The 23,761-nt window shown below is 44.0% G+C and carries 20 protein-coding genes and 2 tRNA genes; 21 read left to right on the top strand and 1 reads right to left on the bottom strand.

Features of this window, described 5'->3' with window-relative positions:
* The first annotated feature begins 20 nt into the window (after positions 1–20).
* From DWX57_RS11345 to DWX57_RS11325, 5 genes are all read left to right on the top strand, one after another.
* Entirely contained in the window at positions 21–479 is a 459-nt protein-coding gene (locus DWX57_RS11345; RefSeq protein ID WP_022215931.1) for an Lrp/AsnC family transcriptional regulator, read from the top strand.
* Positions 476–985 (top strand): shikimate kinase, encoded by a 510-nt coding sequence (locus DWX57_RS11340; RefSeq protein WP_055146992.1) that lies wholly within the window; start codon positions 476–478, stop codon positions 983–985. The genes DWX57_RS11345 and DWX57_RS11340 overlap by 4 nt, the downstream gene beginning before the upstream one ends.
* An 85-nt stretch (positions 986–1,070) precedes the next feature.
* Positions 1,071–2,033, top strand: a complete 963-nt coding sequence (locus DWX57_RS11335; protein ID WP_015533950.1) for a calcium/sodium antiporter — start codon at positions 1,071–1,073, stop codon at positions 2,031–2,033.
* Between the two features lie 317 nt (positions 2,034–2,350).
* Positions 2,351–3,892: a sodium:solute symporter family protein gene (locus DWX57_RS11330; RefSeq protein ID WP_117549333.1), complete on the top strand. Its 1,542-nt coding sequence runs from the start codon at positions 2,351–2,353 to the stop codon at positions 3,890–3,892.
* A 123-nt stretch (positions 3,893–4,015) separates the two neighbouring features.
* Entirely contained in the window at positions 4,016–4,963 is a 948-nt protein-coding gene (locus tag DWX57_RS11325) for a magnesium transporter CorA family protein (RefSeq protein ID WP_117549331.1), read from the top strand.
* 63 nt (positions 4,964–5,026) lie between these two features.
* Here DWX57_RS11325 and DWX57_RS11320 read toward each other — a convergent pair whose 3' ends face one another.
* Positions 5,027–6,220 (bottom strand): DUF4317 domain-containing protein, encoded by a 1,194-nt coding sequence (locus tag DWX57_RS11320; protein WP_120000046.1) that lies wholly within the window; start codon positions 6,218–6,220, stop codon positions 5,027–5,029.
* A 213-nt stretch (positions 6,221–6,433) separates the two neighbouring features.
* Between DWX57_RS11320 and DWX57_RS11315 the strand changes: the two genes are divergently transcribed.
* The 16 genes from DWX57_RS11315 (at position 6,434) to DWX57_RS11240 (ending at position 23,635) form a co-directional block, all read left to right on the top strand.
* Positions 6,434–7,123, top strand: coding sequence for a response regulator transcription factor (locus DWX57_RS11315; protein ID WP_117549467.1), 690 nt, complete (start codon positions 6,434–6,436; stop codon positions 7,121–7,123).
* Positions 7,123–9,576, top strand: a complete 2,454-nt coding sequence (locus DWX57_RS11310) for a sensor histidine kinase (RefSeq protein WP_120000044.1) — start codon at positions 7,123–7,125, stop codon at positions 9,574–9,576. Before DWX57_RS11315 ends, DWX57_RS11310 begins: the two co-directional genes overlap by 1 nt.
* A 135-nt stretch (positions 9,577–9,711) precedes the next feature.
* A complete protein-coding gene (locus tag DWX57_RS11305) occupies positions 9,712–10,194 on the top strand; it encodes a transcriptional repressor (RefSeq protein WP_117549327.1) in 483 nt (160 codons plus the stop codon).
* A 21-nt stretch (positions 10,195–10,215) separates the two neighbouring features.
* Positions 10,216–10,572: a heavy-metal-associated domain-containing protein gene (locus tag DWX57_RS11300; protein WP_117549325.1), complete on the top strand. Its 357-nt coding sequence runs from the start codon at positions 10,216–10,218 to the stop codon at positions 10,570–10,572.
* A gap of 99 nt (positions 10,573–10,671) precedes the next feature.
* Positions 10,672–10,743 (top strand) — tRNA-Gly (locus tag DWX57_RS11295).
* A gap of 98 nt (positions 10,744–10,841) precedes the next feature.
* Positions 10,842–10,913 (top strand) — tRNA-Gly (locus DWX57_RS11290).
* A 174-nt stretch (positions 10,914–11,087) separates the two neighbouring features.
* The gene (locus DWX57_RS11285) at positions 11,088–13,223 is read left to right on the top strand and encodes an LTA synthase family protein (protein ID WP_120000042.1); all 2,136 of its coding nucleotides are present in this window, start codon (positions 11,088–11,090) and stop codon (positions 13,221–13,223) included.
* Positions 13,224–13,374: 151 nt separating this feature from the next.
* Complete coding sequence (gene guaB, locus DWX57_RS11280) at positions 13,375–14,826, top strand: IMP dehydrogenase (RefSeq protein ID WP_117549321.1); 1,452 nt, start codon at positions 13,375–13,377, stop codon at positions 14,824–14,826.
* Positions 14,827–14,958: 132 nt separating this feature from the next.
* Positions 14,959–15,999 (top strand): signal peptidase I, encoded by a 1,041-nt coding sequence (lepB, locus tag DWX57_RS11275; RefSeq protein ID WP_120000040.1) that lies wholly within the window; start codon positions 14,959–14,961, stop codon positions 15,997–15,999.
* Positions 16,000–16,037: 38 nt separating this feature from the next.
* Positions 16,038–16,889, top strand: coding sequence for a PHP-associated domain-containing protein (locus DWX57_RS11270; RefSeq protein WP_120000038.1), 852 nt, complete (start codon positions 16,038–16,040; stop codon positions 16,887–16,889).
* A gap of 23 nt (positions 16,890–16,912) precedes the next feature.
* A complete protein-coding gene (locus tag DWX57_RS11265; protein ID WP_055280491.1) occupies positions 16,913–18,334 on the top strand; it encodes a sodium-dependent transporter in 1,422 nt (473 codons plus the stop codon).
* A gap of 126 nt (positions 18,335–18,460) precedes the next feature.
* Positions 18,461–19,429: a tRNA dihydrouridine synthase gene (locus DWX57_RS11260; RefSeq protein ID WP_120124261.1), complete on the top strand. Its 969-nt coding sequence runs from the start codon at positions 18,461–18,463 to the stop codon at positions 19,427–19,429.
* Positions 19,430–19,440: 11 nt separating this feature from the next.
* Positions 19,441–19,803, top strand: a complete 363-nt coding sequence (locus DWX57_RS11255; RefSeq protein WP_117549311.1) for a YccF domain-containing protein — start codon at positions 19,441–19,443, stop codon at positions 19,801–19,803.
* A 561-nt stretch (positions 19,804–20,364) separates the two neighbouring features.
* Positions 20,365–22,116: an aspartate--tRNA ligase gene (aspS, locus tag DWX57_RS11250; RefSeq protein ID WP_120124259.1), complete on the top strand. Its 1,752-nt coding sequence runs from the start codon at positions 20,365–20,367 to the stop codon at positions 22,114–22,116.
* Between the two features lie 296 nt (positions 22,117–22,412).
* Positions 22,413–22,628, top strand: coding sequence for a purine biosynthesis protein PurH (locus DWX57_RS11245; RefSeq protein WP_120124257.1), 216 nt, complete (start codon positions 22,413–22,415; stop codon positions 22,626–22,628).
* 122 nt (positions 22,629–22,750) lie between these two features.
* Positions 22,751–23,635: a hypothetical protein gene (locus DWX57_RS11240; protein ID WP_120124254.1), complete on the top strand. Its 885-nt coding sequence runs from the start codon at positions 22,751–22,753 to the stop codon at positions 23,633–23,635.
* The last annotated feature ends 126 nt before the right edge of the window (positions 23,636–23,761 follow it).

Below are 23,761 nucleotides of genomic sequence, written 5' to 3'. Positions count from 1 at the left end.
ATTATACAGAGGTTTAATTAATGGATAACATTGACTACAAGATACTGAGATGCCTGAAGGACAATGCGAGACTTACAGCATCGGCCATCAGTGAAGAGATCAATCTCTCTGTCTCGGCTGTGATAGAGAGAATAAGGAAGATGGAGAGCAGCGGGGTAATAAAGGGATATACCATTGAGGTTGACCAGAAAAAGCTGGGCAATGAGATGGTAGCCATCATGGAAGTGAGACTGAAGCATCCGAAATATTATGATGAATTTGCACAGCTTATACAGACAAATGACAGCATAGTCGCATGCTTCTATATGACAGGAGATTTTGACTTTATATTGAAGATAGTGACTGATTCCGCTGCAGGTCTGGACGAGGTGTATAGATTTGTGAAGGGATATGAGGGTGTGTCTGCAACTGAAACGCACTTTGTTCTCAAGACGCTCAAGGACGAAGTATCAGTTATACCGGAGGTAAAGGAAAAATGAACAACATAGTACTTACAGGCATGCCGGGAGCGGGCAAGAGCACTATAGGGGTTCTTCTGGCAAAGGTTCTCGGTTATAAGTTCATCGATGCAGATATTCTCATACAGAACAGTCAGGGAATGCTGCTCAGGGAGATAATAGCAAAGTATGGCGATGATGGGTTTTTAAAGATAGAGAATGATGTGAACAAGGGTATCACAGACCAACATGCAGTCATAGCCACAGGTGGAAGCGCTGTGTACTGTACTGAGGCCATGAAGAAATACATGGCGGAGGATACAGTTATATATATCAATCTTCCGTATGAGGAGATAGCGAACAGACTTGGCAATATCAAGAGAAGAGGCGTGGTGCTGAAGGATGGACAGACTCTGAAAGATTTGTATAATGAGAGGACAAAGCTTTATGAGAAGTACTGCCATATCAATATCAAAGCGGAAGGTCTTGGAATTGAGGAATTGCTGGACAGCGTTGCGGGCATGATAATTGTCAGAAGAGATCTGTAATACGTCATATGCCACATGATAGGGATAGAAAAGCTGCTTATATAGCTGAGGTGAAAATGTAGCATATTTACAATGGAGGGAATGTATGGAGATATTAAAAATGTTAGGTCAGATACTGCTTCTTGTGCTTGGATTTGTGTTTATGATAAAGGGAGCGGATGTATTTGTAGATGGTGCGTCTAAAATAGCTGTCAAATGCAACATACCAGAGATGGTAGTTGGCTTAACAATAGTTGCCATGGGCACTAGTGCTCCAGAAGCAGCTGTCAGCATAAAGGCGGCACTTTCGCCTGCGGGAGCCGGGATCACTGTTGGAAATGTGCTTGGAAGCAACATTATTAACATACTTGTCATCCTTGGAGTGACAGCACTCATAGCAGCACTTCCTATAAAGAAAAATACACTTAGGATAGATATACCATTTGTTATCGTGGCATCGATCATGATACTCTGCATGGGATATTTTGATGGTGTGCTCAGCAGACTTGAAGGTGTGATATTCTATGTAGTGTTTATTGGATTTTTGGTATATCTGATCATCAGCGCGAAGAATGGCAACAGCGAGAGTGATTCTATAGAACTCACGGAGAAGGATAAGACTCCGAGACTTATACTGTTTATAATCATAGGATTAGCGCTGGTCGTGGTCGGAAGTAATTTCACTGTAAATGCGGCATCATATATAGCTGGAAAGCTCGGTATGACAGAGAGACTCATAGGTCTTACAATAGTGGCATTTGGCACATCTCTTCCTGAGCTTGTGACATCATGCACAGCGGCAAAAAAGGGGCAGACAGATATTGCCATAGGCAACATAGTTGGAAGCAATATATTCAATATACTTTTCGTTGCCGGAACTACAATGCTCATAACCCCAGTGCAGTTTGAGCAGAACTTCCTGTTGGATGGCATCATGGCAATAGTGGCTGCTGTTCTCCTCTGGGTGTGCAGCGTCAGAAAGAAGAAGCTCACCAGGCCGGGCGGAATAGTGATGCTGGCTGTGTATGCGGTATATTTTGCTTATATTATGTACAAGAATTATATGTAGCAGATATCAAATGAATGGGGTATAGTCATTTATGTGATGATTATGAACCGGAAGAGTTGGTGTGTATAACAAGTCACTATGACAAGGATTATTACAGTATGGATGATTTTTATGATTTAGATGAACTTGATTAGATCTCAATAAAAAATACAGCGTGTAGCGATTGCCGCACGCTGTATTTTTTGTGGATATTTCTTGACTATGGTATGGGTATAACTTATAATCAGATATAGCAATTTAAACCGCAAAACTTTAAAGTTGACACGCTTTGATGTGATAAAGTAAACCGCGGATAAAAAATGTATTGGGAGGATACTATGGTACTCAAAGTTATTATGCTTGTTGTTTTCTTTGCAATCATGCTTGGAGTTGGATTTTACTCGAGAAAACACACAAAGGATGTGAATGGATTTGTTCTCGGAGGCAGAAGTGTTGGCCCGTGGCTCACGGCATTTGCCTATGGAACATCTTATTTCTCAGCGGTTATATTCATTGGATATGCCGGACAGTTTGGATGGAAGTACGGAATTGCTTCCACATGGATAGGAATTGGAAATGCGCTGCTTGGCTCACTGGTGGCATGGGTAGTTCTCGGAAGAAGAACAAGACTGCTCACACAGGAGCTTGACACGAGAACTATGCCGGAGTTCTTCGAGAAGAGATACTCCAGCAAGTCATTGAAGCTTTTCTCGTCGATCATCATCTTCATCTTCCTCATTCCATATACAGCGTCACTGTACAACGGACTTTCAAGACTGTTCGGAATGGCGTTCAATGTTGACTATAAGATATGCGTAATCGTCATGGCTGCCCTTACAGGTATATATGTAATCGTTGGTGGATATATGGCGACTGCTATCAACGATTTCATCCAGGGACTCATCATGCTGGTGGGAATCGTGGCAGTCATATATGCGGTACTCAACAACTATGGTGGACTCACAGGCGCGCTAGACAGTCTGGCAAGGATAAATGATCCTGCAGTGTCAGATACACCGGGTGTATTTGCATCATTCCTGGGACCTGACGTGTTCAATCTGTTTTGTGTCGTCGTGCTGACATCCCTTGGAACATGGGGACTTCCACAGATGGTACAGAAGTTCTACGCCATAAAGGATGAGAGATCCATCAAGACAGGTACGGTTGTGTCGACACTGTTTGCGATCGTAGTTGCCGGCGGATGCTATTTCCTCGGCGGTTTTGGAAGACTGACAGGAACCGATGTTGCTACAGAGGGATTCGATGCCATCATTCCACATCTGCTTGAGAAGCTTCCAGCTGCCCTTATGGGACTTGTGGTCATACTGGTGCTTTCAGCATCTATGTCCACACTTTCTTCGCTGGTCCTTACATCCAGCTCAACGCTCACCATCGACTTTATAAAGCCGGTCATTGCACCGAAGATGGATGAGAAGAAACAGATACTTGTCATGAGGCTCATGCTCGTTATGTTTGTTGCTGTATCGGCTGTTATTGCCATCGTGCAGTACTCAAGCAGGATAACGTTCATAGCACAGCTTATGGGTGTTTCATGGGGGGCTATAGCAGGTGCGTTCCTTGCTCCATTTTTATATGGCTTATACTGGAAGAAGACTACAGTTGCGGCTTGCTGGACATGCTTTATATGGGGAACAGGAATCATGACGCTGAACTTTATAAGCAATACATGGGGATTGTTCAAGTTCCCGGCAGTGATGCAGTCACCTATCAACTGCGGTGCGGTTGCAATGGTGGGCGGTCTCATCATAGTTCCTATTGTGAGCCTGTTCACAAAGAAGCCTGACCAGAAGAAGGTCGAGGATGCCTTCTCATGCTACGAGGAGACGGTTACAGTAGCCCACAGAAAGGCACTTGACTAACATAGATATTACACGGTCTTTACACAAAACTTTGTTGAAAGGCCGTGTTTTTTATGTTAATATTATCAGGCGGTAATGTGCATTTGAGGCATGCTGTAATCTATGTGGCAGGAGGCGCAGGGAATGATCACACTGTACAGAACGGATGACAGAATTTTGAGTGAAATACAGGAATATGGTCCTGGTGCCTGGATAGTCATGACTAAGCCAACAATAGATGAGAGTAAGAGCATAGCCGAGAGGTTTGAGATAGACCTGGCGGATGTCAGAGCCGCACTGGATGACGAGGAGAGCTCACGTGTTCAGGTGGAGGACAACTACACACTGATAATCGTGGATATTCCTTCTATAGAGATAAGAAATGAACGAGAGGCATATACAACAATCCCTCTTGGTATCATACTGGTTGCAGACTGCATCATCACCATATGCGCCGAGGAGACTCCTGTGCTTGAGGCCTTTATGGAGGGCAAGGTGAGAGAGTTCAGCACCAAGAAGAGGATGAGGTTCATGTACCAGATACTCTACAGGAACTGTACCACATACCAGTATTATCTGAGAGTCATGGACAGAAGAAGAACCCTTATTGAGCAGCGTATCCAGGAGGAGACCGAGGATGCGGATCTCATAGATCTTCACGAGCTGGAGTCCAACCTTGTATACTTCGCAACGTCACTGAGGGCGAACGGAGTAGTCCTCGACAAGCTGACCAGATATGGCAGAATCAAGCAGTATCCGGAGGACAAGGAATTGCTTGACGACGTTTTGGTGGAGAATAAGCAGGCTATAGAGATGACACAGATATACAGAGATATCATAAGTGGTACGAGGGAGCTCATGACGACCATCATCAACAACAGACTGAACAACGCCATGAAGTTTCTGGCGGCCATAACCATCGTCATGGCTGTGCCTACAGTTATATCCGGTGTGTATGGAATGAATGTGGGCACGAAGTGGATGCCATTTGCGAATGTACCATATGGATTTGAGATAGTGTGCGGTATAATACTCGTTATAAGTATTGTGATAGCTTTGATATTGAAGAAAAAGAAGATGCTCAAACAGTAGGGCAGATAGAAAAAGGATCACCGGCGGTTTTGTTGCTGCCGGTGGTCCTTTTTTGTGCCTTTGTTATTTGTTGTTGATAGGTATTCCGTTTACCTCGACCTGATCGGATATCTGGATGACGATGCATTTCCTTCCGTCGATCTCCATGGTCTCTACCAGATCAGTTCTCTCAGGATTCACCTTGATGACCACATCAGGAGTCTTTACCTCAAATGTTTTTGTGTTTGCAACATTTGTCGCGTACATGACAGTTGACTTCTCACGCGGTACAACTATGGCCGGTTCATCCTCCGGGTTCTCAGATGGCTGCTCAGGCGGTGCTGCCGCAGCGGTTACCTTCTCGTAGTGGGCGTCAAAATCTGCCATCTTCTCATCTGATACTCCGCTCTCTGCCAGCAGATTCTTTATAGTGTTCTTGGATAGGGTCAGCGGTTCAGGACTGTCCTTTCTCTGCTCTATCATCTCGTTCAGATTGTCGTGTATTGTACGCACCATGTCGTAATTACAGTCATCGCCCAGAGTCTCAGCCACGATCTCCTGGAATACATCTTTCTGCTCGCCCGCTGTTATAGGAAGAGAAGTGCCAAGGATGTTACTTATGAAGCTGTCGTGAAGCTCCTCCGGTTTTTTGGTGTAGTACAGAACGTTGTGGATATCCGTGCTCCTGTCGATAAATGCCGGGAACAGGAAGCCTATGTCCGGCATGTCGACCACCCAGTCGCGGACTCTGTTGTGGAATGTGCTTTCAACGTCGAAGTAGCTGAGTCCCGCCTTGGACAGGTTGACGTGGCAAATGGAGCACATGATATAGTCATACACCTCGTCTGATGCATCGTCCATCATGATGCCGTCGGTTGTCTTGCCCGGAACATCATATGTATCGTGGATGAGCAGTATGAGGTAGTTGCCGGTGTAATCGTAGTTCTCGATGACCTTGTCATAGAACTCATTTATCAGCTCATCGTTCTCAAGCTTGCTCTTCCTGAGTTTATTCAGGAATTCCTGTGTGCCGCCTTCAAACTCCTGTGAGGTAGGAAATGGCATGGTGACAAGATTCTTGCCAATGCTTCCTGATAAAGTCTTTTTCAGTATTTCAAAATATTTGTATGTTTCTTCTTCCGGCATGGTGAGAAACTGTTCGTTGATGGTCGCCACCTTGTTGCAGTCTCCGTCCACGTAGCATCCGCGGATCTTGCTTATGGAGCATTCCTTTGGAGCAAACAGGTGTCTTATCTCAAGTACGTCTTTTTTTGTCATAAATAAAACTCCGTTTCTATATAGTGATATATTTTGCGTTATAACATCTGCAATGACAGACCGCCTCCTAAGTATACCACAAATAATGACAAGTCTTAAAGATATCTTAAACTTTATAATGGTTGTTTCTTAATGGCAGTATGGCGATAATTGAGAACAGGAGGTGATTGTGGTAAGCTAAGGATAAATACGAAAAAGGTGAGGACAAGAAAAATGTACAATATATTAATATGTGACGATGAAAAAGATATAGTATCAGCTATAGAGATATATCTTAAGACAGCCGGGTATTCGGTGTATAAAGCTTACAATGGTATGGAGGCAGTTGATATGGTAAATTCTAATGACATACAGCTTGTACTCATGGACGTCATGATGCCTCAGATGGACGGTATAACAGCCATGGCAAAGATAAGAGAGAGCAGCAATGTGCCGGTTATCATGCTTACGGCAAAGAGTGAGGATACCGACAAGGTGCTGGGACTTGAGGTCGGCGCAGATGACTATGTGACAAAACCATTTAATCCGGTGGAACTTCTGGCAAGGGTAAAGTCCCAGCTCAGGCGTTACATGCAGCTGGGAGGCGGAGAGACACCAAAGGATAAGCTGGTTATCGGAGGTATAGAACTTGACGACAAATCCAAACAGGTCACACTTGACGGTGAACTTATGCCCCTCACCCCGACGGAGTATGACATCCTGAAACTTCTTATGCAAAATGTGGGAAAGGTATTTTCCACGAAGGAGATATATAAGGCGGTGTGGAAGGAGGATCCGATGGGAGCGGAAGGCTCTGTTGCGGTTCATATAAGACACCTGAGAGAAAAGATAGAGATAAATCCATCTGATCCGAGATACATAAAGGTTATCTGGGGAAGAGGATATAGAATGGAGGGACAATAGTGGATAAAACAATTTATAAGATACGAGGAAATGTGTTCTTTAAACTTGGAATATATATTCTTGTGGCGGTGCTGGCATATGGAACGCTGTATACAGGCGGTCTGGTGCTGCAGGGAAGCTACCTTGGAGTGTACAGTGATGATGATCAGGGCGCGACGCCGTATGAGAGACTTGTAAACGATTATGTGGAGGACACAAATGATGCGCTTACCGAAAAGGTGAAGGCTTACATCCAGGATACAAGGTCGCAGCTGGAAAGCATTACAACATATAATCAGCTCGTGAGTGCTGATCATAACGGAGATATGGTTATAACTGCGGATGATGTTTTCCGGAGATTGACCAATGCGGATACAACATCTGCGATCAAGTCGTCATACCGGTATGAGGATATGAGCGAACGAGGTGATATCGGCTATATGCTGACGGCATCCTGCAGTGATGATACAAATGTCAATATCAATAATGGAAAGATAAAAGTAACGACCGGAAATATAAAGCTGATAAACGATGATGCACGGCTGGACGATAATATATATACAAATGATTATGATAGCACGATAGAAGTACCTGTTAAAAGATATATTGTGTTTGACAAACAGAGCGATATGGAACAGGGCGAGCAGTATATCAATGCTCTGCTGGGGAATTATGATCCATATTATGACGAATACATTTATAATGAAGAATATGAAGAAAGTGATACTGTGGAGGCTGATACAGATTCTGTATTGACAGCGGATGGCAAGTCTATTACCAAACAGGATATCATGTATGGCGATTATTATCCTAGCTCAGTTGAAAAACTGTATCTTGATGAAGCAGACGATTCTGGCAGTTCATCTGGAAAGGTCTACTGTCTTGTGCTAAGCTATGATGCATATTCATTTATAAATATCACGGGAAAATGCTATGTGGACGTGGCGGCTGCTGTAGACAACATCAAAGCGTCAAATCCGGAAATGGTTCAATACATTGGAATATGGAGGACGAAGAGCGAGGGGATACTGGCAGGATTTGCAGTCATGTTGCTGCTGTGCATCGTCATGTCAATATTTTCAATGGTCAACGCCGGCGTAAAGACAGGGAAGGAGACGATAACTCTCGGCAGATTTGAGAGGACTCCGACTGAGCTTGTGCTGGCTATGGCAGTATGCTCTGTTGCAGCAGCAGTAGGGATCTGCGTTGAAAGCGGTATTGCATCCATGTGTGTGAACCAGTATAGGAATTACACATTTGTATCAGAGAATATACAGTATATTGCGTTTCTGGTGCCGGTGGCATGCCTATATTCTGTGGCATTGTTTTTCTTTAATAATATAGTCGCTAAGGTGAAGGCGGGAACATTTTTTGCAGACTGTCTGATAATCCGCGCACTGAAGTGGATAGCAAGAAAGACGAAAGCTTGTTTCAGGTATGTGAAAAGTCATATGTCCCTGACGCAGAAGGGCGTATGGGCTTATATAGGTATAACTATAGTAGAGATAATTTTTGTGGCAATCCTGGCAGCAGGCAGCATGAGAGGCCTTCTTTGGGTGGTGATTTATATCATTTTAAAATGGCTGTGCATAGTCGGAATAGTGGCATATCTCATACAGACACAAGAGTTATACAAGTGCGCAAAGGAGATGGCGGAGGGCAATCTGGACAGGAAAGCGGACACAAGCAAAATGTTCTGGGTATTCCGCGCACATGGTGAACACCTCAACCAGATAAGAGACGGCATGTCAAAGGCTGTTGAGGCCAGAATGAAGAGCGAGCATTTGAAGACAGAACTCATAACAAATGTATCCCACGATATAAAGACCCCGCTTACCTCCATAATCAACTATGTAGATCTGCTGCAGAAGGACGATATGGATGAGAAGACAAGACAGGAATATATAGAAGTTCTCTCAAGGCAGTCTGCGAGATTGAAAAAACTCATAGAGGATCTGGTCGAGGCATCCAAGGCATCCACTGGCAATATCCAGATAAACTGGGCAGAGATAGATGCCAATATGCTGCTTGAGCAGGCTGTTGCAGAATATGAGGATAAACTTGCAAATGCCGGGCTTAAGGTCGTATTCACAAGATCAGAGTTGCCGGCAGTCATAAGAGCTGATGGACAGCATCTGTGGAGAGTATTTGATAATCTTCTGTGTAATATAAGCAAATATGCAATGCCGGGGACAAGGGTATATGCATCGGTGATAATCGATGACAGAAAGACCAGGATTGAGTTCAAGAATATATCCAGAGATCCGCTCAATGTGTCCAGTGATGAGCTCATGGAGAGATTTGTCCGTGGAGACAGCTCCAGAAATACGGAGGGAAGCGGACTGGGATTGTCTATTGCAAACAGTCTGTGTACACTGATGGGTGCAAAATTCAGATTGAGCATAGATGGTGATCTGTTCAAGGCAGTTATAACATTTGACTGCGGAACTCCGCAGAAGAAAACCAATCGTTAGAATAATGTGTGATCTGCAGGTTGAATTATGAAAAAATATTAGATTTTAGCACAAAACGTTATTGACAACTAATTTGAGTTAGGGCATACTAACCTTGATGATAATATTATCAACAATCAGAAGGAGGCGTGTATGATGACTAACGAAAGATTAGAGACGGACAAGAAGAGTATAGATGATACAGGTATCCAGCGTACAGAGATGCAGAAAGAGATCGTTATCAGCAGACTCAGGGAAATGGGATGCAGGATAACCAGACAGAGAATGATACTCCTTGACATAATACTCGGGGAAGAGTGTTCTTCCTGCAAGGAGATTTATTATAAGGCGACCAAGCAGGACAGTCGTATAGGCTCGGCTACAGTGTACAGAATGGTGAATACATTGGAGGATATAGGAGCCATCAACCGTAAAAACATGTATAAGGTTGCCTGTGGTGCCAACTGTGGTATAGAGGATGCCTGTGTCATTGAGCTTGATGATTCATCCAGCATTGAGCTTTCGGCCAAAGAGTGGAACAGGATAATCCGTGCAGGACTTATGGCTGGCGGATATATTGAGAATCAGATGGTGACAGGTGTCAATGTAAAGCCTTGTGGCTGTGGCTCATGTTGTTAATAACGAAGGAGATGATCTACAATGGGTGGAACAATATTGGTAGTGTGCATACTGGTGCTTATAGTAGTGGGTGCAGTTATCAGTTCTACAAAGCACTTTAAAGGAGAAGGAGGCTGCTGTGGCGGCGGTGGTTCCGTCAAGGTCAAGGGTGACAAGATAAAGGATGTTGTCGCCGTGAAGACTATTTACATAGAGGGAATGCACTGCAGCAACTGTTCAGATCGTGTACAGAATGCACTGAACAGTCTGAGCCAGGTGAACGCAAAAGTCGACCTCAAGAAGAAGCAGGCTATCGTTAAGCTCGGAAGAGAAGTATCTGATGATGAGCTTAAGAGCTGTGTAGAGAAGTGTGGATACTCAGTAACCGGTATAGGATAAAGTCTTGAATAAAAAATTGTAAAAAATTTTCAAAAAATTGTTGGCAATTCGAATAAGATGTGGTATTATCCATATTGTTGTTGAAAACACAACAGATAAGCGCGAGTGGCTCAGCGGTGGAGCATCTCCTTGCCAAGGAGAGGGTCGCGGGTTCGATTCCCGTCTCGCGCTCTGGATAATTTCCATGTTGCTAAAATTTTAAAAAAGTTGTTGACAGTTTGCTGGCGGTGTGATATTATCCATATTGTTGTTGGTAGCACAGCAGATAAGCGCGAGTGGCTCAGCGGTGGAGCATCTCCTTGCCAAGGAGAGGGTCGCGGGTTCGATTCCCGTCTCGCGCTCTTTTATATTAATTCACACTCAGGATTCAATCCTGATTTTTTTTTGCCCTCAGAAGCGATTGGTAATAAAATTTAAACATTTTTACTATTGAATAAATGACATGTAGTGATATAATCAATCACAATCGTTGAATATCAGAAAAAGTATAATTTTTACGAGGTAATGATTAAATTATGAAAGAGAGACTTAAGAATTTTCATCATTCAGCAGTTTTTATCTGTCTGGTTCTTGCAATTGTTCTGGACGTTGTTCTGGAAGCTCTTGGAAGACATTCGCTGTTTAAGGCGATATCGTATGTGTGGAATCAGCCGCTCATATTTCTGTATAACTGTTCGATCATTTTCTTTACGCTGACACTTTCGCTGCTCATGAGAAAGAGAATATTCGGATACTGCGTTATATCGTTTGCATGGCTGATACTTGGAATCACGAACTGCATAGTTCTGGGATTCAGAATAACGCCATTTTCAGCTATCGATATGCTTATGGCGAGGAATACGATAACTATCATAGACAAATATTTTAATGTATGGCAGATCGTGCTCATAGCTGCGCTTCTGTTCGTTGCGTTGGCAGCCATCATAGTTCTGTTCATAAAATCGCCGACGGTTACGGGCAATATATATAGAACGAGAACGACTGTGTTTATAGTTGCGACATTCTTCTGTGTAATGCTCTTCACCAAGATCGCGCTCAATGCACAGACTATATCAGATAATTTTGCAAACCTTGCAACGGCATACAACAATTATGGATTTGTATACTGTTTCTCAAACAGTGTGGTCGATGTAGGTATAGGACAGCCGAGTGATTACAGCGAGGATAAGATGCTTGAGATAAAGGATGATCTGGACAGTGTTGGCACAACGGATTCAAAGCATGGCAAGGACAAGCCAAACGTTATATTTGTACAGCTTGAGTCATTCATGGATCCGTCATATGTAAAATGCCTCACGTTCAATGAGAATCCTATTCCGAATTTCACAAAGCTGAAGGAGGAATGTACATCAGGATTCCTGACGATGCCGGCGATCGGTGCAGGTACAGCCAATTCGGAATTTGAGGTGCTCACGGGATTTAACGTGGCATATTTCGGTGCAGGTGAGTATCCATATAAGACCATACTTGGCAAGCAGACCATAGAGAGCATGGCGACACAGCTGAAGCTTGATGGTTATTCAACACATGCCATGCACAATCACGATGGTACATTCTATGACAGATACAAGGTGTATAAAAACATGGGATTTGATACATTTACCCCGATGGAGTATATGTACAATCTGGAGCATACTCAGAAGAACTGGGAGAAGGACAATGTCCTTACCGGTGAGATCATGAAGACTCTGTACTCCACCACTGGACGGGATTTCATATTCACCGTCAGCGTACAGGGACATGGAAGATACCCATCAGAGCTTGACGAGGAGAATTACAGTTACCCTATAAAGGTTGCCGGCACAGGCGATGAGAGTCTTGATACACAGTGGACATATTACTGTAACCAGCTCCACGAGATGGACGATTTCATTGGCAAGCTTATAGACAGACTTACGGCGTACGATGAGCCGGTCGTTCTCGTTATGTATGGAGACCATCTTCCTGGATTTGAGATCACAGAGGACGATATAACCAACGGAGACCTTTACCAGACAGAGTATTTTGTCTGGAGCAATATGAAGAACTTCCCGGTTGAGGATGAGGATATAGAGGCATATCAGCTCAGCACAAAGGTGTTTGATATGCTGGGATTTGAGAAGAGCTATGTGCAGAAGTTCCAGTCAAAGTACAAGCCGGGCGATGCAAACTATGATGATGATCTCGAGAACATTGAGTATGATATGCTTTATGGACAGAGATACATGTATCCTGATGGATGGCCATATGAGCCGACGAATATGAAATACGGCATAAGCAAGATCAGGATCTCGGAGATCACAAAGGGCGTGTATGTGCCACCGGTTGATGAAGAAGCGGATTTCACGGCAAATGATGGTTCCGGGGACGGCGAGAGTGCTGAGGAGCCACAGCCTATGAATGGATATTATATCCACGGAAGCAACTTCAATGAATGTACATTTGTGTGGATAGATGATGCCTTTTTGAAGGAGACTATCTATATAGATAGAGATACGCTGTTTCTTCCATATGAGGACTCGTTTGAGGCGGGCAAGGAGATATCCGTGGCGCAGGTCGGAGACGACAGTATAGATTTCGGAGTGGAAGACACTTATGTATATAAGGGAGATCCTGAAGATCCGGAGGACACAGAGACAAATGTGACCACGGAGACGGAAGAACTGCCTTGACAAGAACTATATAATTTGTTAGCATGTTTAAAAAGTTACATCACCCAACGCGATAAGTGTTGGGTGATGTGTTTTCTCTATTAAGGCTAATTGACGTACATAATGAGCACAATGCTCTTATTAAATATTTTACAGAAAGAGAGAGAAGAAAATGGGTAAGATTATTGGCGAAGGAATTACATTTGATGACGTTTTATTGGTACCTGCTTATTCTGAGGTATTACCAAATGACGTTGACCTTACAACACAGCTGACACAGAAGATTAAGTTGAACATTCCTCTTATGAGTGCCGGTATGGACACAGTTACAGAGCACAGAATGGCTATTGCCATGGCTCGTCAGGGTGGTATCGGAGTTATCCACAAGAACATGTCCATAGAGAAGCAGGCAGAGGAAGTTGACAAGGTAAAGCGTTCAGAGAACGGTGTAATATCAGATCCATTTTACTTATCTCCAGAGCATACACTGGCAGATGCTGACGAGCTTATGAGCAAGTTCAGAATCTCAGGTGTACCTATCACAGAGGATGGCAAGCTTGTTGGAATCATAACCAACCGTGACCTGAAGTTTGAGAAGGACTACACCAAGAAGATCAAGGAGTCAATGACATCTGAGGGTCTTGTTACAGCAAAGGAGGGAATCACACTTGACGAGGCTAGAGAGATCCTTGGAAAGGCTCGTAAGGAGAAGCTTCCTATCGTTGATGACGATTTCCACCTGAAGGGACTCATCACGATCAAGGATATTGAGAAGCAGATCAAGTACCCATATTCAGCACATGACGCACAGGGCAGACTTCTCTGTGCAGCAGCAGTAGGATGTACAGCCAACATCCTCGACAGAGTTGCAGAGCTCGTATCAGCAAAGGTTGATGCGATAGTTATAGATACAGCACATGGACATTCAGCCAACGTTCTGAGAACTTTCAAGATGGTTAAGGAGAAGTATCCTGACCTTCAGGTTATTGCCGGTAACGTTGCAACAAGATCAGGCGCACAGGCTATGATCGACATGGGTGTAGATGCAGTCAAGATCGGTATCGGACCTGGTTCTATCTGTACAACAAGAGTTGTTGCAGGTATCGGTGTACCACAGATCACAGCTATCATGCAGGCATATGATGCAGCTATGAATGCCGGAATCCCTGTTATCGCAGATGGCGGTATCAAGTATTCAGGAGATATCACAAAGGCTCTGGCAGCAGGTGCCAACGTATGTATGATGGGAAGTCTGTTCGCAGGTACAGATGAGGCTCCTGGTGATTTCGAGCTTTATCAGGGACGTAAGTACAAGGTATACAGAGGTATGGGATCTATAGCAGCCATGGAGAATGGTTCTAAGGACAGATACTTCCAGGAGAACGCAAGAAAGCTTGTCCCAGAGGGCGTTGAGGGCCGTGTGGCATACAAGGGATCACTTGAGGATACAGTATTCCAGCTCATCGGTGGACTTCGTTCAGGTATGGGTTACTGCGGAGCAAAGAACATTGCAGAGCTTCATGAGAAGGCAGAGTTCGTCAAGATTTCAGCAGCTTCACTCAAGGAGAGCCATCCACATGATATCCATATCACAAAGGAAGCTCCTAACTACAGTGTAGAGTAATAGAAATTTGCATAGATGATTTCAGATAAGAGGATGCATATCTGTCAGATATGCATCCTTTTTTCTTGACACCGTTCTGTTATGTGAGATAATGAAGAATGGGTGTCTTAGAAAAGAGGTGTTTGGATATTTATGAAGGTAAACAATCCAGGTAAAAAAGATCTTGACCAGCTTGTGATGCTTGAGCAGGAGACATTTCCTGAGGCTGAGGCAGCAAGCCGGGAGTCTATAGAGCGAAGACTGAAGGCGCACAGAGAAACTTTCTGGGTGCTCAAGAAGGACGGGCGAATAATAGCAGGTATAAATGGTATTACTACTAATGAGAAGGATTTGAGCGATGCCATGTATACGGGCGAGGACTTCTACGACAAGAAGGGTCGCTGGCTTATGATATTCGGCGTGTCAACTCTGCCGGACTATCAGCACAATGGATATGCGGCGAAGATAATGCATGAGGTTCTTCAGGAGACGGTCAAATGTAAACTCGACGGAGTCGTCCTCACATGTAAAGAGAACATGATCCCATTCTACGAACAATTTGGTTTTGCGGATGAGGGCGTGAGTGAATCTGAGCATGGCGGTGTCGTCTGGCATCAGATGAGGATAAGGCGCAGAGATATAAAACGTGATTATAAGCAGGATGTGATTGATTGTATAGTGATAGTAGTTGTGGCCGCCGTACTGGCATTTCTGCTGGGACGATTTGTGATATTAAACTGTAATGTACCTACTGGTTCCATGCTTGAGACAATACAGCTTGGAGACAACATAATAGGAAGCAGGCTTACATATAAGTTCTCTGATCCTGAGCGTGGCGATATAGCCATATTCAAGTGGCCGGACGATGAGTCCCAGGTATATATCAAGAGAATCATAGGACTGCCGGGTGAGACCGTGGAGATCATAGATGGTAAGGTATATATAAATGAAAGTGATACTCCGCTCAAGGAGGATTATCTGAGTGATGAGGCAAGGACTGACGTAAGATCGTTTGGACCGTATCAGGTTCCTGAGGACTGTTACTTTATGCTGGGAGACAACAGACCAAACTCAGCGGATGCCAGACTTTGGGAGAATACCTATGTGAAGCGTGACAAGATACTTGCCAAAGCAGAATTTGTGTATTTCCCATTTTCACAGATAACATGGCTTGGAAACGGAGCAGAGTATTAGATTGTATGTCATGATGGATAATCAGAGGAGATGGTCACATGAACAGAGTAAGATTTGACATGCATTGTCATACGGCTGAGGGATCACCCGATGCCAAAGTAAAGATTCTTGATTATATTGATCTGTTAAAGCAGCGTGGTTTTCACGGAATGCTGGTCACAGACCATGATTCATATTCCGGATACAAAGCGTACTTAAGGCAGAAAGATAAGGTGAAGGATTTCGCTGTGCTCAGAGGTATTGAGTATGATACGTTTGACTATGGACATTTCCTCATCGTACTGCCATCAGATACACCTGAGGAGGTGTACGACCTGTTTGAACACAGGGGCATGGCGCTTATCAGGGTGATATGGCTTGTGCACGAGTGCGGCGGTATACTTGGCCCAGCTCATCCATTTGGCGAGAAGTTCATGAGCTTTGGCAGCACGAGAAGGCTTGGCATGATAGAGCACAGACTATATGCACAGCATTTTGACTTCATAGAGGGATATAATTGCTGTGAATCAGCCAAGAGGAATAAGATGGCCAGAAGGCTTGCGTCATACTATGATATACCTGTTTTTGGTGGAAGCGATGCCCATAAGGAGAACTGTGTCGGACTTGCAGGTACATATCTTCCGGATTATATACATTCGGAGGATGATCTGATAAATTATATAAATGACGGCAATCATCCCGAGGTTGGCGGAAAGAGATACCCGAAGACCTTGAAGGACAAGATAGGACCTGCCGGCAAATTCCTGACGTATGGATTTTATTTATACAATATATATGGCGCATTCCGAAATTATCCTGCGAGATGTCGCGCATACTTTGCGGCATCGGCAAAACTGAAGGCAAAAATGAAAAGTAACTGTTCAGACAGGGGACTGGATAGCAAAAAATAAAAGCAAAAACAGAAAGGGCGATTATGAATAAGAAGGAAAGAAGTAATTTTACGGGGACGCTGGGCTTTGTTATGGCAGCAGCGGGAAGTGCGGTAGGACTTGGTAATATATGGAGGTTCCCATATCTTGCGGCAAAGGACAACGGTGGTGTGTTTATACTTGTGTATATAATACTTGCGCTTACATTTGGATTCACACTGCTCACAACAGATATTGCAATAGGAAGAAAGACTCGGCAGGGACCGCTCACAGCTTATGGTCTTATACATAAGAAGTGGAAATGGCTTGGCGGTCTGGCGTGGATCGTACCGGTCATAATCCTTCCATATTACTGTACTATCGGAGGATGGGTTCTGAAGTATATGACAGCATATTTTACAGGTCAGACAGAGGCTGCCACTGGTGACGGTTATTTCACCGGTTTTATAACAGCCCAGACTGCGCCTATAGTATTTGCACTTATATTCCTTACGGCCACAGGCGTTGTCGTATTCTGTGGTGTTGAAAAGGGAATAGAGAAGTTTAGCAAGGTGCTCATGCCGATATTGGTAATTCTTATAATTGGAATTTCAATCTATTCACTGACGATCAAGCATACCGGTGATGATGGTACGATCAGAACAGGAATTGATGGACTGAAGGTATATTTGATTCCTGATTTTAAGGGAATGACATTCAGGGATATATTCATGGTTGTAATGGATGCCATGGGACAGCTCTTCTTCTCGATAAGTGTCGCTATGGGTATCATGGTTGCGTATGGCTCATATGTTAAGAAGGATGTTAACCTTATGAAGTCGATCAATCAGATAGAGATATTTGACACGGCAGTGGCTTTCCTTGCTGGTCTGATGATAGTCCCTGCGGTGTATGTGTTCTCTGGAACGGAAGGCATGTCAGCGGGCCCTGGACTTATGTTCATATCTCTGCCAAAGGTATTCAATGCCATGGGTAAGGTCGGAACAGTCATCGGAGCCCTGTTCTTCATCATGGTTACATTTGCGGCGATCACATCCTCAGTATCGGTCATGGAAGCGATAGTGTCAGGACTTATGGATAAGTTCCATCTCACGAGAAAGAAGAGTGCGGTCATAACAACTGTATATGCGGTTGTCGGAATGTTGGTCGTATGTTTCGGTTACAACATATGGTACTTTGAGCTCAAGCTTCCAAATGGAGCTACAGCCCAGATCCTCGATGTGATGGATTACCTGAGTAACAACATCTTCATGCCGCTTGTGGCTATCCTGTCATGTATACTTATCGGCTGGGTAGTGAAGCCTAAGACGGTTATAGACGAGGTTACAAGAAATGGCGAGAAGTTTGGAAGAAAGAAGCTCTATATTGTCATGGTAAAGTTTGTGGCACCAATACTGCTTGCATTGCTGCTTCTCCAGTCGTTTGGAATTGACTTTGTACAGTTTGTTACCAATCTGTTCAAATAGAACAATATAGTTTATAATGTAGAGGCATTTGTCATGTGGGTGATGAATGTCTCTATATTTTTGTCATAAGGAATGTCATTGCAGGATATTTATACCGGGTTTACGGATTTAATGGGAGAATGATGGATGAACAACAGGGATGATTTGATATATCTTGCCCCAATGGAGGGGATAACAGGATACATATACAGAAATGCACATCACAAATATTTCGGCGGCGTTGACAAATACTTTATGCCGTTCATTGCCCCGGCGAAGGGACGGCCTCTCAGAAACAGAGAGTTAAGAGATGTGCTGCCGGAAAACAATCAGGGGATAAATGTGGTGCCGCAGCTTCTGACCAACAGCGGTGAGGGATTTGTGAAGGCTGCAAAGTTCCTGAAGGAGCTTGGATATAACGAGGTGAATATCAATCTCGGCTGTCCGTCAAAAACTGTAGTAACGAAGTATAAAGGCTCGGGTCTACTGTATGATACAGAGAGACTTGACAATTTCTTATATGAAGTATTTGCCGCAGACGTGATGGATGTGTCTATAAAGACCAGAATAGGAAGAGACAATTCTGTGGAGTTCGAGGATATCATAGAGATATATAATAAGTATCCGATAAGTGAGCTGATCATACATCCGAGAATACAGACGGATTTCTACAAGAATACGCCAAACATGGAAGTGTTTGCCGAAGGTGTGGCTTCATATGGAAGACCAGACACAGTGTGCTACAACGGAGATATAAACAGTGTGGCGGATTATGACAGGTTCACGGGCGATTTTCCTGATATAAGTAAGGTTATGATAGGCAGGGGGATAATAGCTGATCCTTGTCTGGCGGAGCGGATAAAAGAAGAGTGTGGCGACAGTACATATGACTGGAACAGATTCTTCATATTCCATGATGAACTTTACAGGAATTACTGTGAGTCGGATGTGGGCAGGGGCAACACGATGTTCAAGATGAAGGAGCTGTGGGCTTACTGGTCGAGGCTGTTTTATGATGTGGAGGGAGCTGAGAGGGCTCTTAAGAAGATCCGGAAGACTAGAGATAATGGTGAGTATGAGGCGGCAGTCAGGATGCTGGCTGCACTGTGCAGATAGGAGATGATATCATGGGATGTCTTGGAAATTGTATATGGTTTTTATGTGGCGGAATATTGAGCGGACTTTCGTGGGGGGCAAGCGGGGTGCTGTGCTGTATAACGATAATAGGGATTCCGATTGGGATGCAGTGCTTTAAGTTTGCAGGACTTGCATTCTTTCCATTTGGAAAAGAGATAGTGTATGGAGGCGGGGCTGGCTCGCTGATCGCGAATATCATATGGCTGCTCTGCTGCGGAATACCTATGGCGGTAGAGAATGCCTGCCTGGGGCTGCTGCTTTGCATAACGATAGTCGGAATTCCATTTGGGCTTCAGTTCTTTAAGATCGCCAAGCTGGCGCTCATGCCTTTTGGTGCAGAGATTGTGGGATGATGGTGGAAATATACATAAATATAGTTGACAGAACTTGAATCACTAGAATATAATAATGTGGCGTCAGATATTTGCTGACGCCATATATAAGGCAATGACGAAGAGAAGTAGCATAGATTATCGCCCACAGAGAGCCGGTGGTGGTGGGAGTCCGGCGGAGTGAATATATGTGAATAACACTTTACCAGCCGCAAGCTGAAAGATATAGCCCATAGCGGGATACGTGTTTTATGTCGAGTAGGGGAGCCGTAGCTGCACGATACGCAGAGAGGTCATGAGCAAGGTGACTGAGAGGGACTGGGACGCGATGCTTTGAATATACGAAGATCGTGTAACGGTAAATCAGGTGGTACCGCGGACATTAAAGCAGACAAGTAACCGACAGGTAGTTTGAGAGAGCTCATGTTCGTCCTGAATATTTGCATATGTATATGTGCATCTGATTCAGGATGAACATAAGCTTTTTCTATTTGCAAGAGAAATAACAGCCAGTGCGTAATCCTGAAAAAGCCAAAGTGGACATAAAGCCACAGGCAAATAGTAAAGAAAAGGAGAGAACAGATGACAATCGAGAACATTTATCGTAACAGAACAATGAACGAGATCACTGAGGGCGATGTGGGAAAGACACTTAAGGTTGCCGGATGGGTAGAGAATATCCGTGACCACGGTGGAGTATCATTTATCGATCTTCGTGATATGTATGGCGTGCTCCAGGTAGTAATGAGAGACACATCACTGCTTGACGGAATAACAAAGGAGGATTGTGTATCAATCGAGGGTATCGTTGAGCACAGAGATGAGGAGACATACAATCCTAAGATCCCTACAGGTACTATTGAGCTTGAGGCAAAGACTGTAGAGATACTTGGCAAGGTATATAAGCAGATTCCATTTGAGATCCAGACATCCAAGGAGACACGTGAGGATGTGAGACTCAAGTACAGATATCTTGACCTCAGAAACAAGAAGGTTAAGGACAACATGATCTTCAGAAGCCAGGTCATCAGCTACCTTCGTCAGAAGATGACGGAGATGGGATTCCTTGAAATCCAGACACCTATCCTCTGCGCTTCGTCACCTGAGGGCGCAAGAGATTACATCGTGCCATCAAGAAAGTTCAAGGGCAAGTTCTATGCACTTCCACAGGCACCACAGCAGTACAAGCAGCTCCTCATGGTATCAGGATTTGACAAATACTTCCAGATAGCTCCTTGTTTCAGAGATGAGGATGCGAGAGCAGACCGTTCACCAGGAGAGTTCTACCAGCTCGACTTTGAGATGAGTTTTGCAACACAGGAGGACGTATTCAAGATTGGAGAGGAAGTCCTCTCAGCAACATTTGAGAAGTTTGCACCTGAGGGCGCAGTGGTTACACAGGCTCCATATCCGATCATCAGCTACAAGCAGGCTATGCTTGAGTTCGGTACGGATAAGCCTGACCTCAGAAACCCACTTAGAATAATAGATCTTACAGATTTCTTCCAGAGATGTACATTCAAGCCATTCCACGGCAAGACGGTACGTGCCATCAATGTACACAAGAAACTTTCAAAGGGACAGCATGAGAAGATGCTCAAGTTTGCACAGAGCATCGGCATGGGCGGTCTTGGATACCTAGAGATCCTTGAGGATATGTCATACAAGGGACCTATCGACAAGTTCATTCCTGATGATATGAAGGGTGAGATCGCAGAGCTTGCAGGCCTTCAGCCTGGAGATACTATTTTCTTCATCGCAGACGTGGAGGAGCTTGCAGCGTCATTTGCAGGACAGATCAGAATTGAGCTTGGCAACAGACTTGACCTCAACGAGAGGAACGCATTCCGTTTCTGTTATATAAATGACTTCCCAATGTACGAGTATGACAAGGAGAGCAAGAAGATCATCTTCACTCACAATCCGTTCTCAATGCCACAGGGCGGACTTGAGGCGTTAAATGAGAAGGATCCACTTGATATCCTGGCTTACCAGTACGACATCGTCTGCAACGGTATCGAGCTTTCATCAGGCGCTGTAAGAAACCACGACATGAAGATCATGGTCAAGGCATTTGAGATCGCAGGATACACAGAGGATGATCTGAAGGAGAAGTTCGGAGCACTCTATAATGCATTCCAGTTCGGAGCACCACCTCATGCAGGTATGGCTCCTGGTGTGGACAGAATGATCATGCTTCTCAGAAACGAGGAGAATATCAGAGAGGTCATCCCATTCCCAATGAATGGAAATGCACAGGATCTTATGTGCGGAGCACCTGGCGAGGTTACAGAGCAGCAGCTCCGTGAGGTTCATATTAAGGTCAGACAGTAAAAAGGCCGGACGGCACTTGTAGTTCGAGATATGGATATGAAAACATATATACAAACACATTCAGTTACCTTCACTTCAGCTTGCTTACATTTGCATGCTGCGAAAACCGCGATAAGGGCGGTGCGGTCTTCGCAGCAGCAGTAAGCGCTGAAGATCAGTCACTTTCATTATCGTTTGTATATATGTTTCATATCTTATGTATCAAGAACTACAAGTGCCTGTTTTTTTGACATGTACTTGTGTATAAAACCGGTTTTAATTGTTTTTATGAGAATTGTAAGAGGAGGCTTTTGACGATGGCAGGTTTTCTTATAAAGGACACAACTAGGGAAGAACGAGAGAAGATAGTCGCTGATTCTCTGGGGAATATTGACGCTTACTGTGATGGCTGTATGTGTGGTATCACAGAGATGTACCAGGATTATATTGACGGGAAGAAAGAGCTTCGTGAGATAAATATGGAGTTCAATGCGAGATATGTTCGGGATGAGAATATGGATGGACGGAAGTAAGCATATGGTGACAACTTTAATAATAAGTATGTTGCAGAGCTGGAAAAGCCATGTTAATATGGACATACAGTTAGTTGGTTTACATTACATCAATAAATAAGAATTAAAAAGGGGAAATTTATATGGGGATACGAAAAGAAATATTTATAGTTGCTGCGATGCTCTCCATTATGGCGTGTACGGCCTGTGGAAATTCAGGTGGAAATGTTTCAGAAACAAATGGTGCGGAGACCTCGACCGGTGTGGAGAGCGGAATAATAGAGCAGCCACAGGTCATGTATGATGGACACATCTATTATTACAATGCAACCGGAAGAGATGAGAAATTGCCGGAAGGATACGAGATCGCGGGAACGATAAAAAAGGTCGACAGCAAAGACTATCCTGCAGAGAATTTTGCGGCAGCAGGCGTGGATCTTGAAGCTGGACAGGAAATATATATCAGCACAACTGAGAAGAATGTCATTTATCTGAAATATGACAGCGGATATGCGAGGTTTGAGAGAAGTCCTGAGGATGCTGCAGCGGAAGAACAGGATGAGACGGAGGTTGCAGAGAAAGAGAATGAGATAGAGGGGAATAGTGAAATGGCAGATAATATGGATGATGCTATGGCAGAAAATTATGGAGAATATGGATTTGGAGAAGACGGAGAATTCGACTTTGACAGTGTATTTGGGATAGATCAGCTTGACCTGAACTACGAGGCACATGTTGCAGGATTTGACGGAGAGAGCTTTTTGTATAGTGTGCATATTGATGGCGGTGTCACAGATGAGAAGGTAGATGAGATCCAGCAGGTGATGGCGGATTATTCTTCACAAAATGGTGATGAAGAAAACTATATGGGGTATATTGATATATATAAGGGCGAAGACCAGATAATGATATACCTTGATCTTGGCGGCGTATCAGAAGAAAATAGCAACATGGCGGTAACGGGTATACTGAACGCACTTAACAGTGTCTCAGGTATAAAGAGTGTTATCATAAACGAAGGGATGTAGAAAAAAGAAAACATGTGTGAAAAGTCCATGATGTTTATTCTGAAATCACAAAGTAATTTTTGACTATCTTTTCAAAAGTTCTGAGTCGAACTTTCTACTTCATAAGCGTTTTTTTTATTTCATGCT

This window comes from Coprococcus sp. AF19-8AC (genome assembly GCF_003603115.1).
Lineage (GTDB): Bacteria > Bacillota > Clostridia > Lachnospirales > Lachnospiraceae > Coprococcus > Coprococcus aceti.
This window is presented reverse-complemented; position numbering and strand designations above follow the sequence as displayed.

Coding starts and splice junctions, on each gene's coding strand:
- DWX57_RS11345 (WP_022215931.1), top strand. CDS start 21: ATGGATAACATTGACTACAAGATACTGAGATGCCTGAAGGACAATGCG.
- DWX57_RS11255 (WP_117549311.1), top strand. CDS start 19,441: ATGGGATGTCTTGGAAATTGTATATGGTTTTTATGTGGCGGAATATTG.
- DWX57_RS11325 (WP_117549331.1), top strand. CDS start 4,016: ATGATCACACTGTACAGAACGGATGACAGAATTTTGAGTGAAATACAG.
- DWX57_RS11285 (WP_120000042.1), top strand. CDS start 11,088: ATGAAAGAGAGACTTAAGAATTTTCATCATTCAGCAGTTTTTATCTGT.
- DWX57_RS11320 (WP_120000046.1), bottom strand. CDS start 6,220: ATGACAAAAAAAGACGTACTTGAGATAAGACACCTGTTTGCTCCAAAG.
- DWX57_RS11340 (WP_055146992.1), top strand. CDS start 476: ATGAACAACATAGTACTTACAGGCATGCCGGGAGCGGGCAAGAGCACT.
- DWX57_RS11315 (WP_117549467.1), top strand. CDS start 6,434: ATGTACAATATATTAATATGTGACGATGAAAAAGATATAGTATCAGCT.
- DWX57_RS11300 (WP_117549325.1), top strand. CDS start 10,216: ATGGGTGGAACAATATTGGTAGTGTGCATACTGGTGCTTATAGTAGTG.
- aspS (WP_120124259.1), top strand. CDS start 20,365: ATGACAATCGAGAACATTTATCGTAACAGAACAATGAACGAGATCACT.
- DWX57_RS11330 (WP_117549333.1), top strand. CDS start 2,351: ATGGTACTCAAAGTTATTATGCTTGTTGTTTTCTTTGCAATCATGCTT.
- guaB (WP_117549321.1), top strand. CDS start 13,375: ATGGGTAAGATTATTGGCGAAGGAATTACATTTGATGACGTTTTATTG.
- DWX57_RS11245 (WP_120124257.1), top strand. CDS start 22,413: ATGGCAGGTTTTCTTATAAAGGACACAACTAGGGAAGAACGAGAGAAG.
- DWX57_RS11260 (WP_120124261.1), top strand. CDS start 18,461: ATGAACAACAGGGATGATTTGATATATCTTGCCCCAATGGAGGGGATA.
- DWX57_RS11270 (WP_120000038.1), top strand. CDS start 16,038: ATGAACAGAGTAAGATTTGACATGCATTGTCATACGGCTGAGGGATCA.
- DWX57_RS11240 (WP_120124254.1), top strand. CDS start 22,751: ATGGGGATACGAAAAGAAATATTTATAGTTGCTGCGATGCTCTCCATT.
- lepB (WP_120000040.1), top strand. CDS start 14,959: ATGAAGGTAAACAATCCAGGTAAAAAAGATCTTGACCAGCTTGTGATG.
- DWX57_RS11305 (WP_117549327.1), top strand. CDS start 9,712: ATGACTAACGAAAGATTAGAGACGGACAAGAAGAGTATAGATGATACA.
- DWX57_RS11265 (WP_055280491.1), top strand. CDS start 16,913: ATGAATAAGAAGGAAAGAAGTAATTTTACGGGGACGCTGGGCTTTGTT.
- DWX57_RS11335 (WP_015533950.1), top strand. CDS start 1,071: ATGGAGATATTAAAAATGTTAGGTCAGATACTGCTTCTTGTGCTTGGA.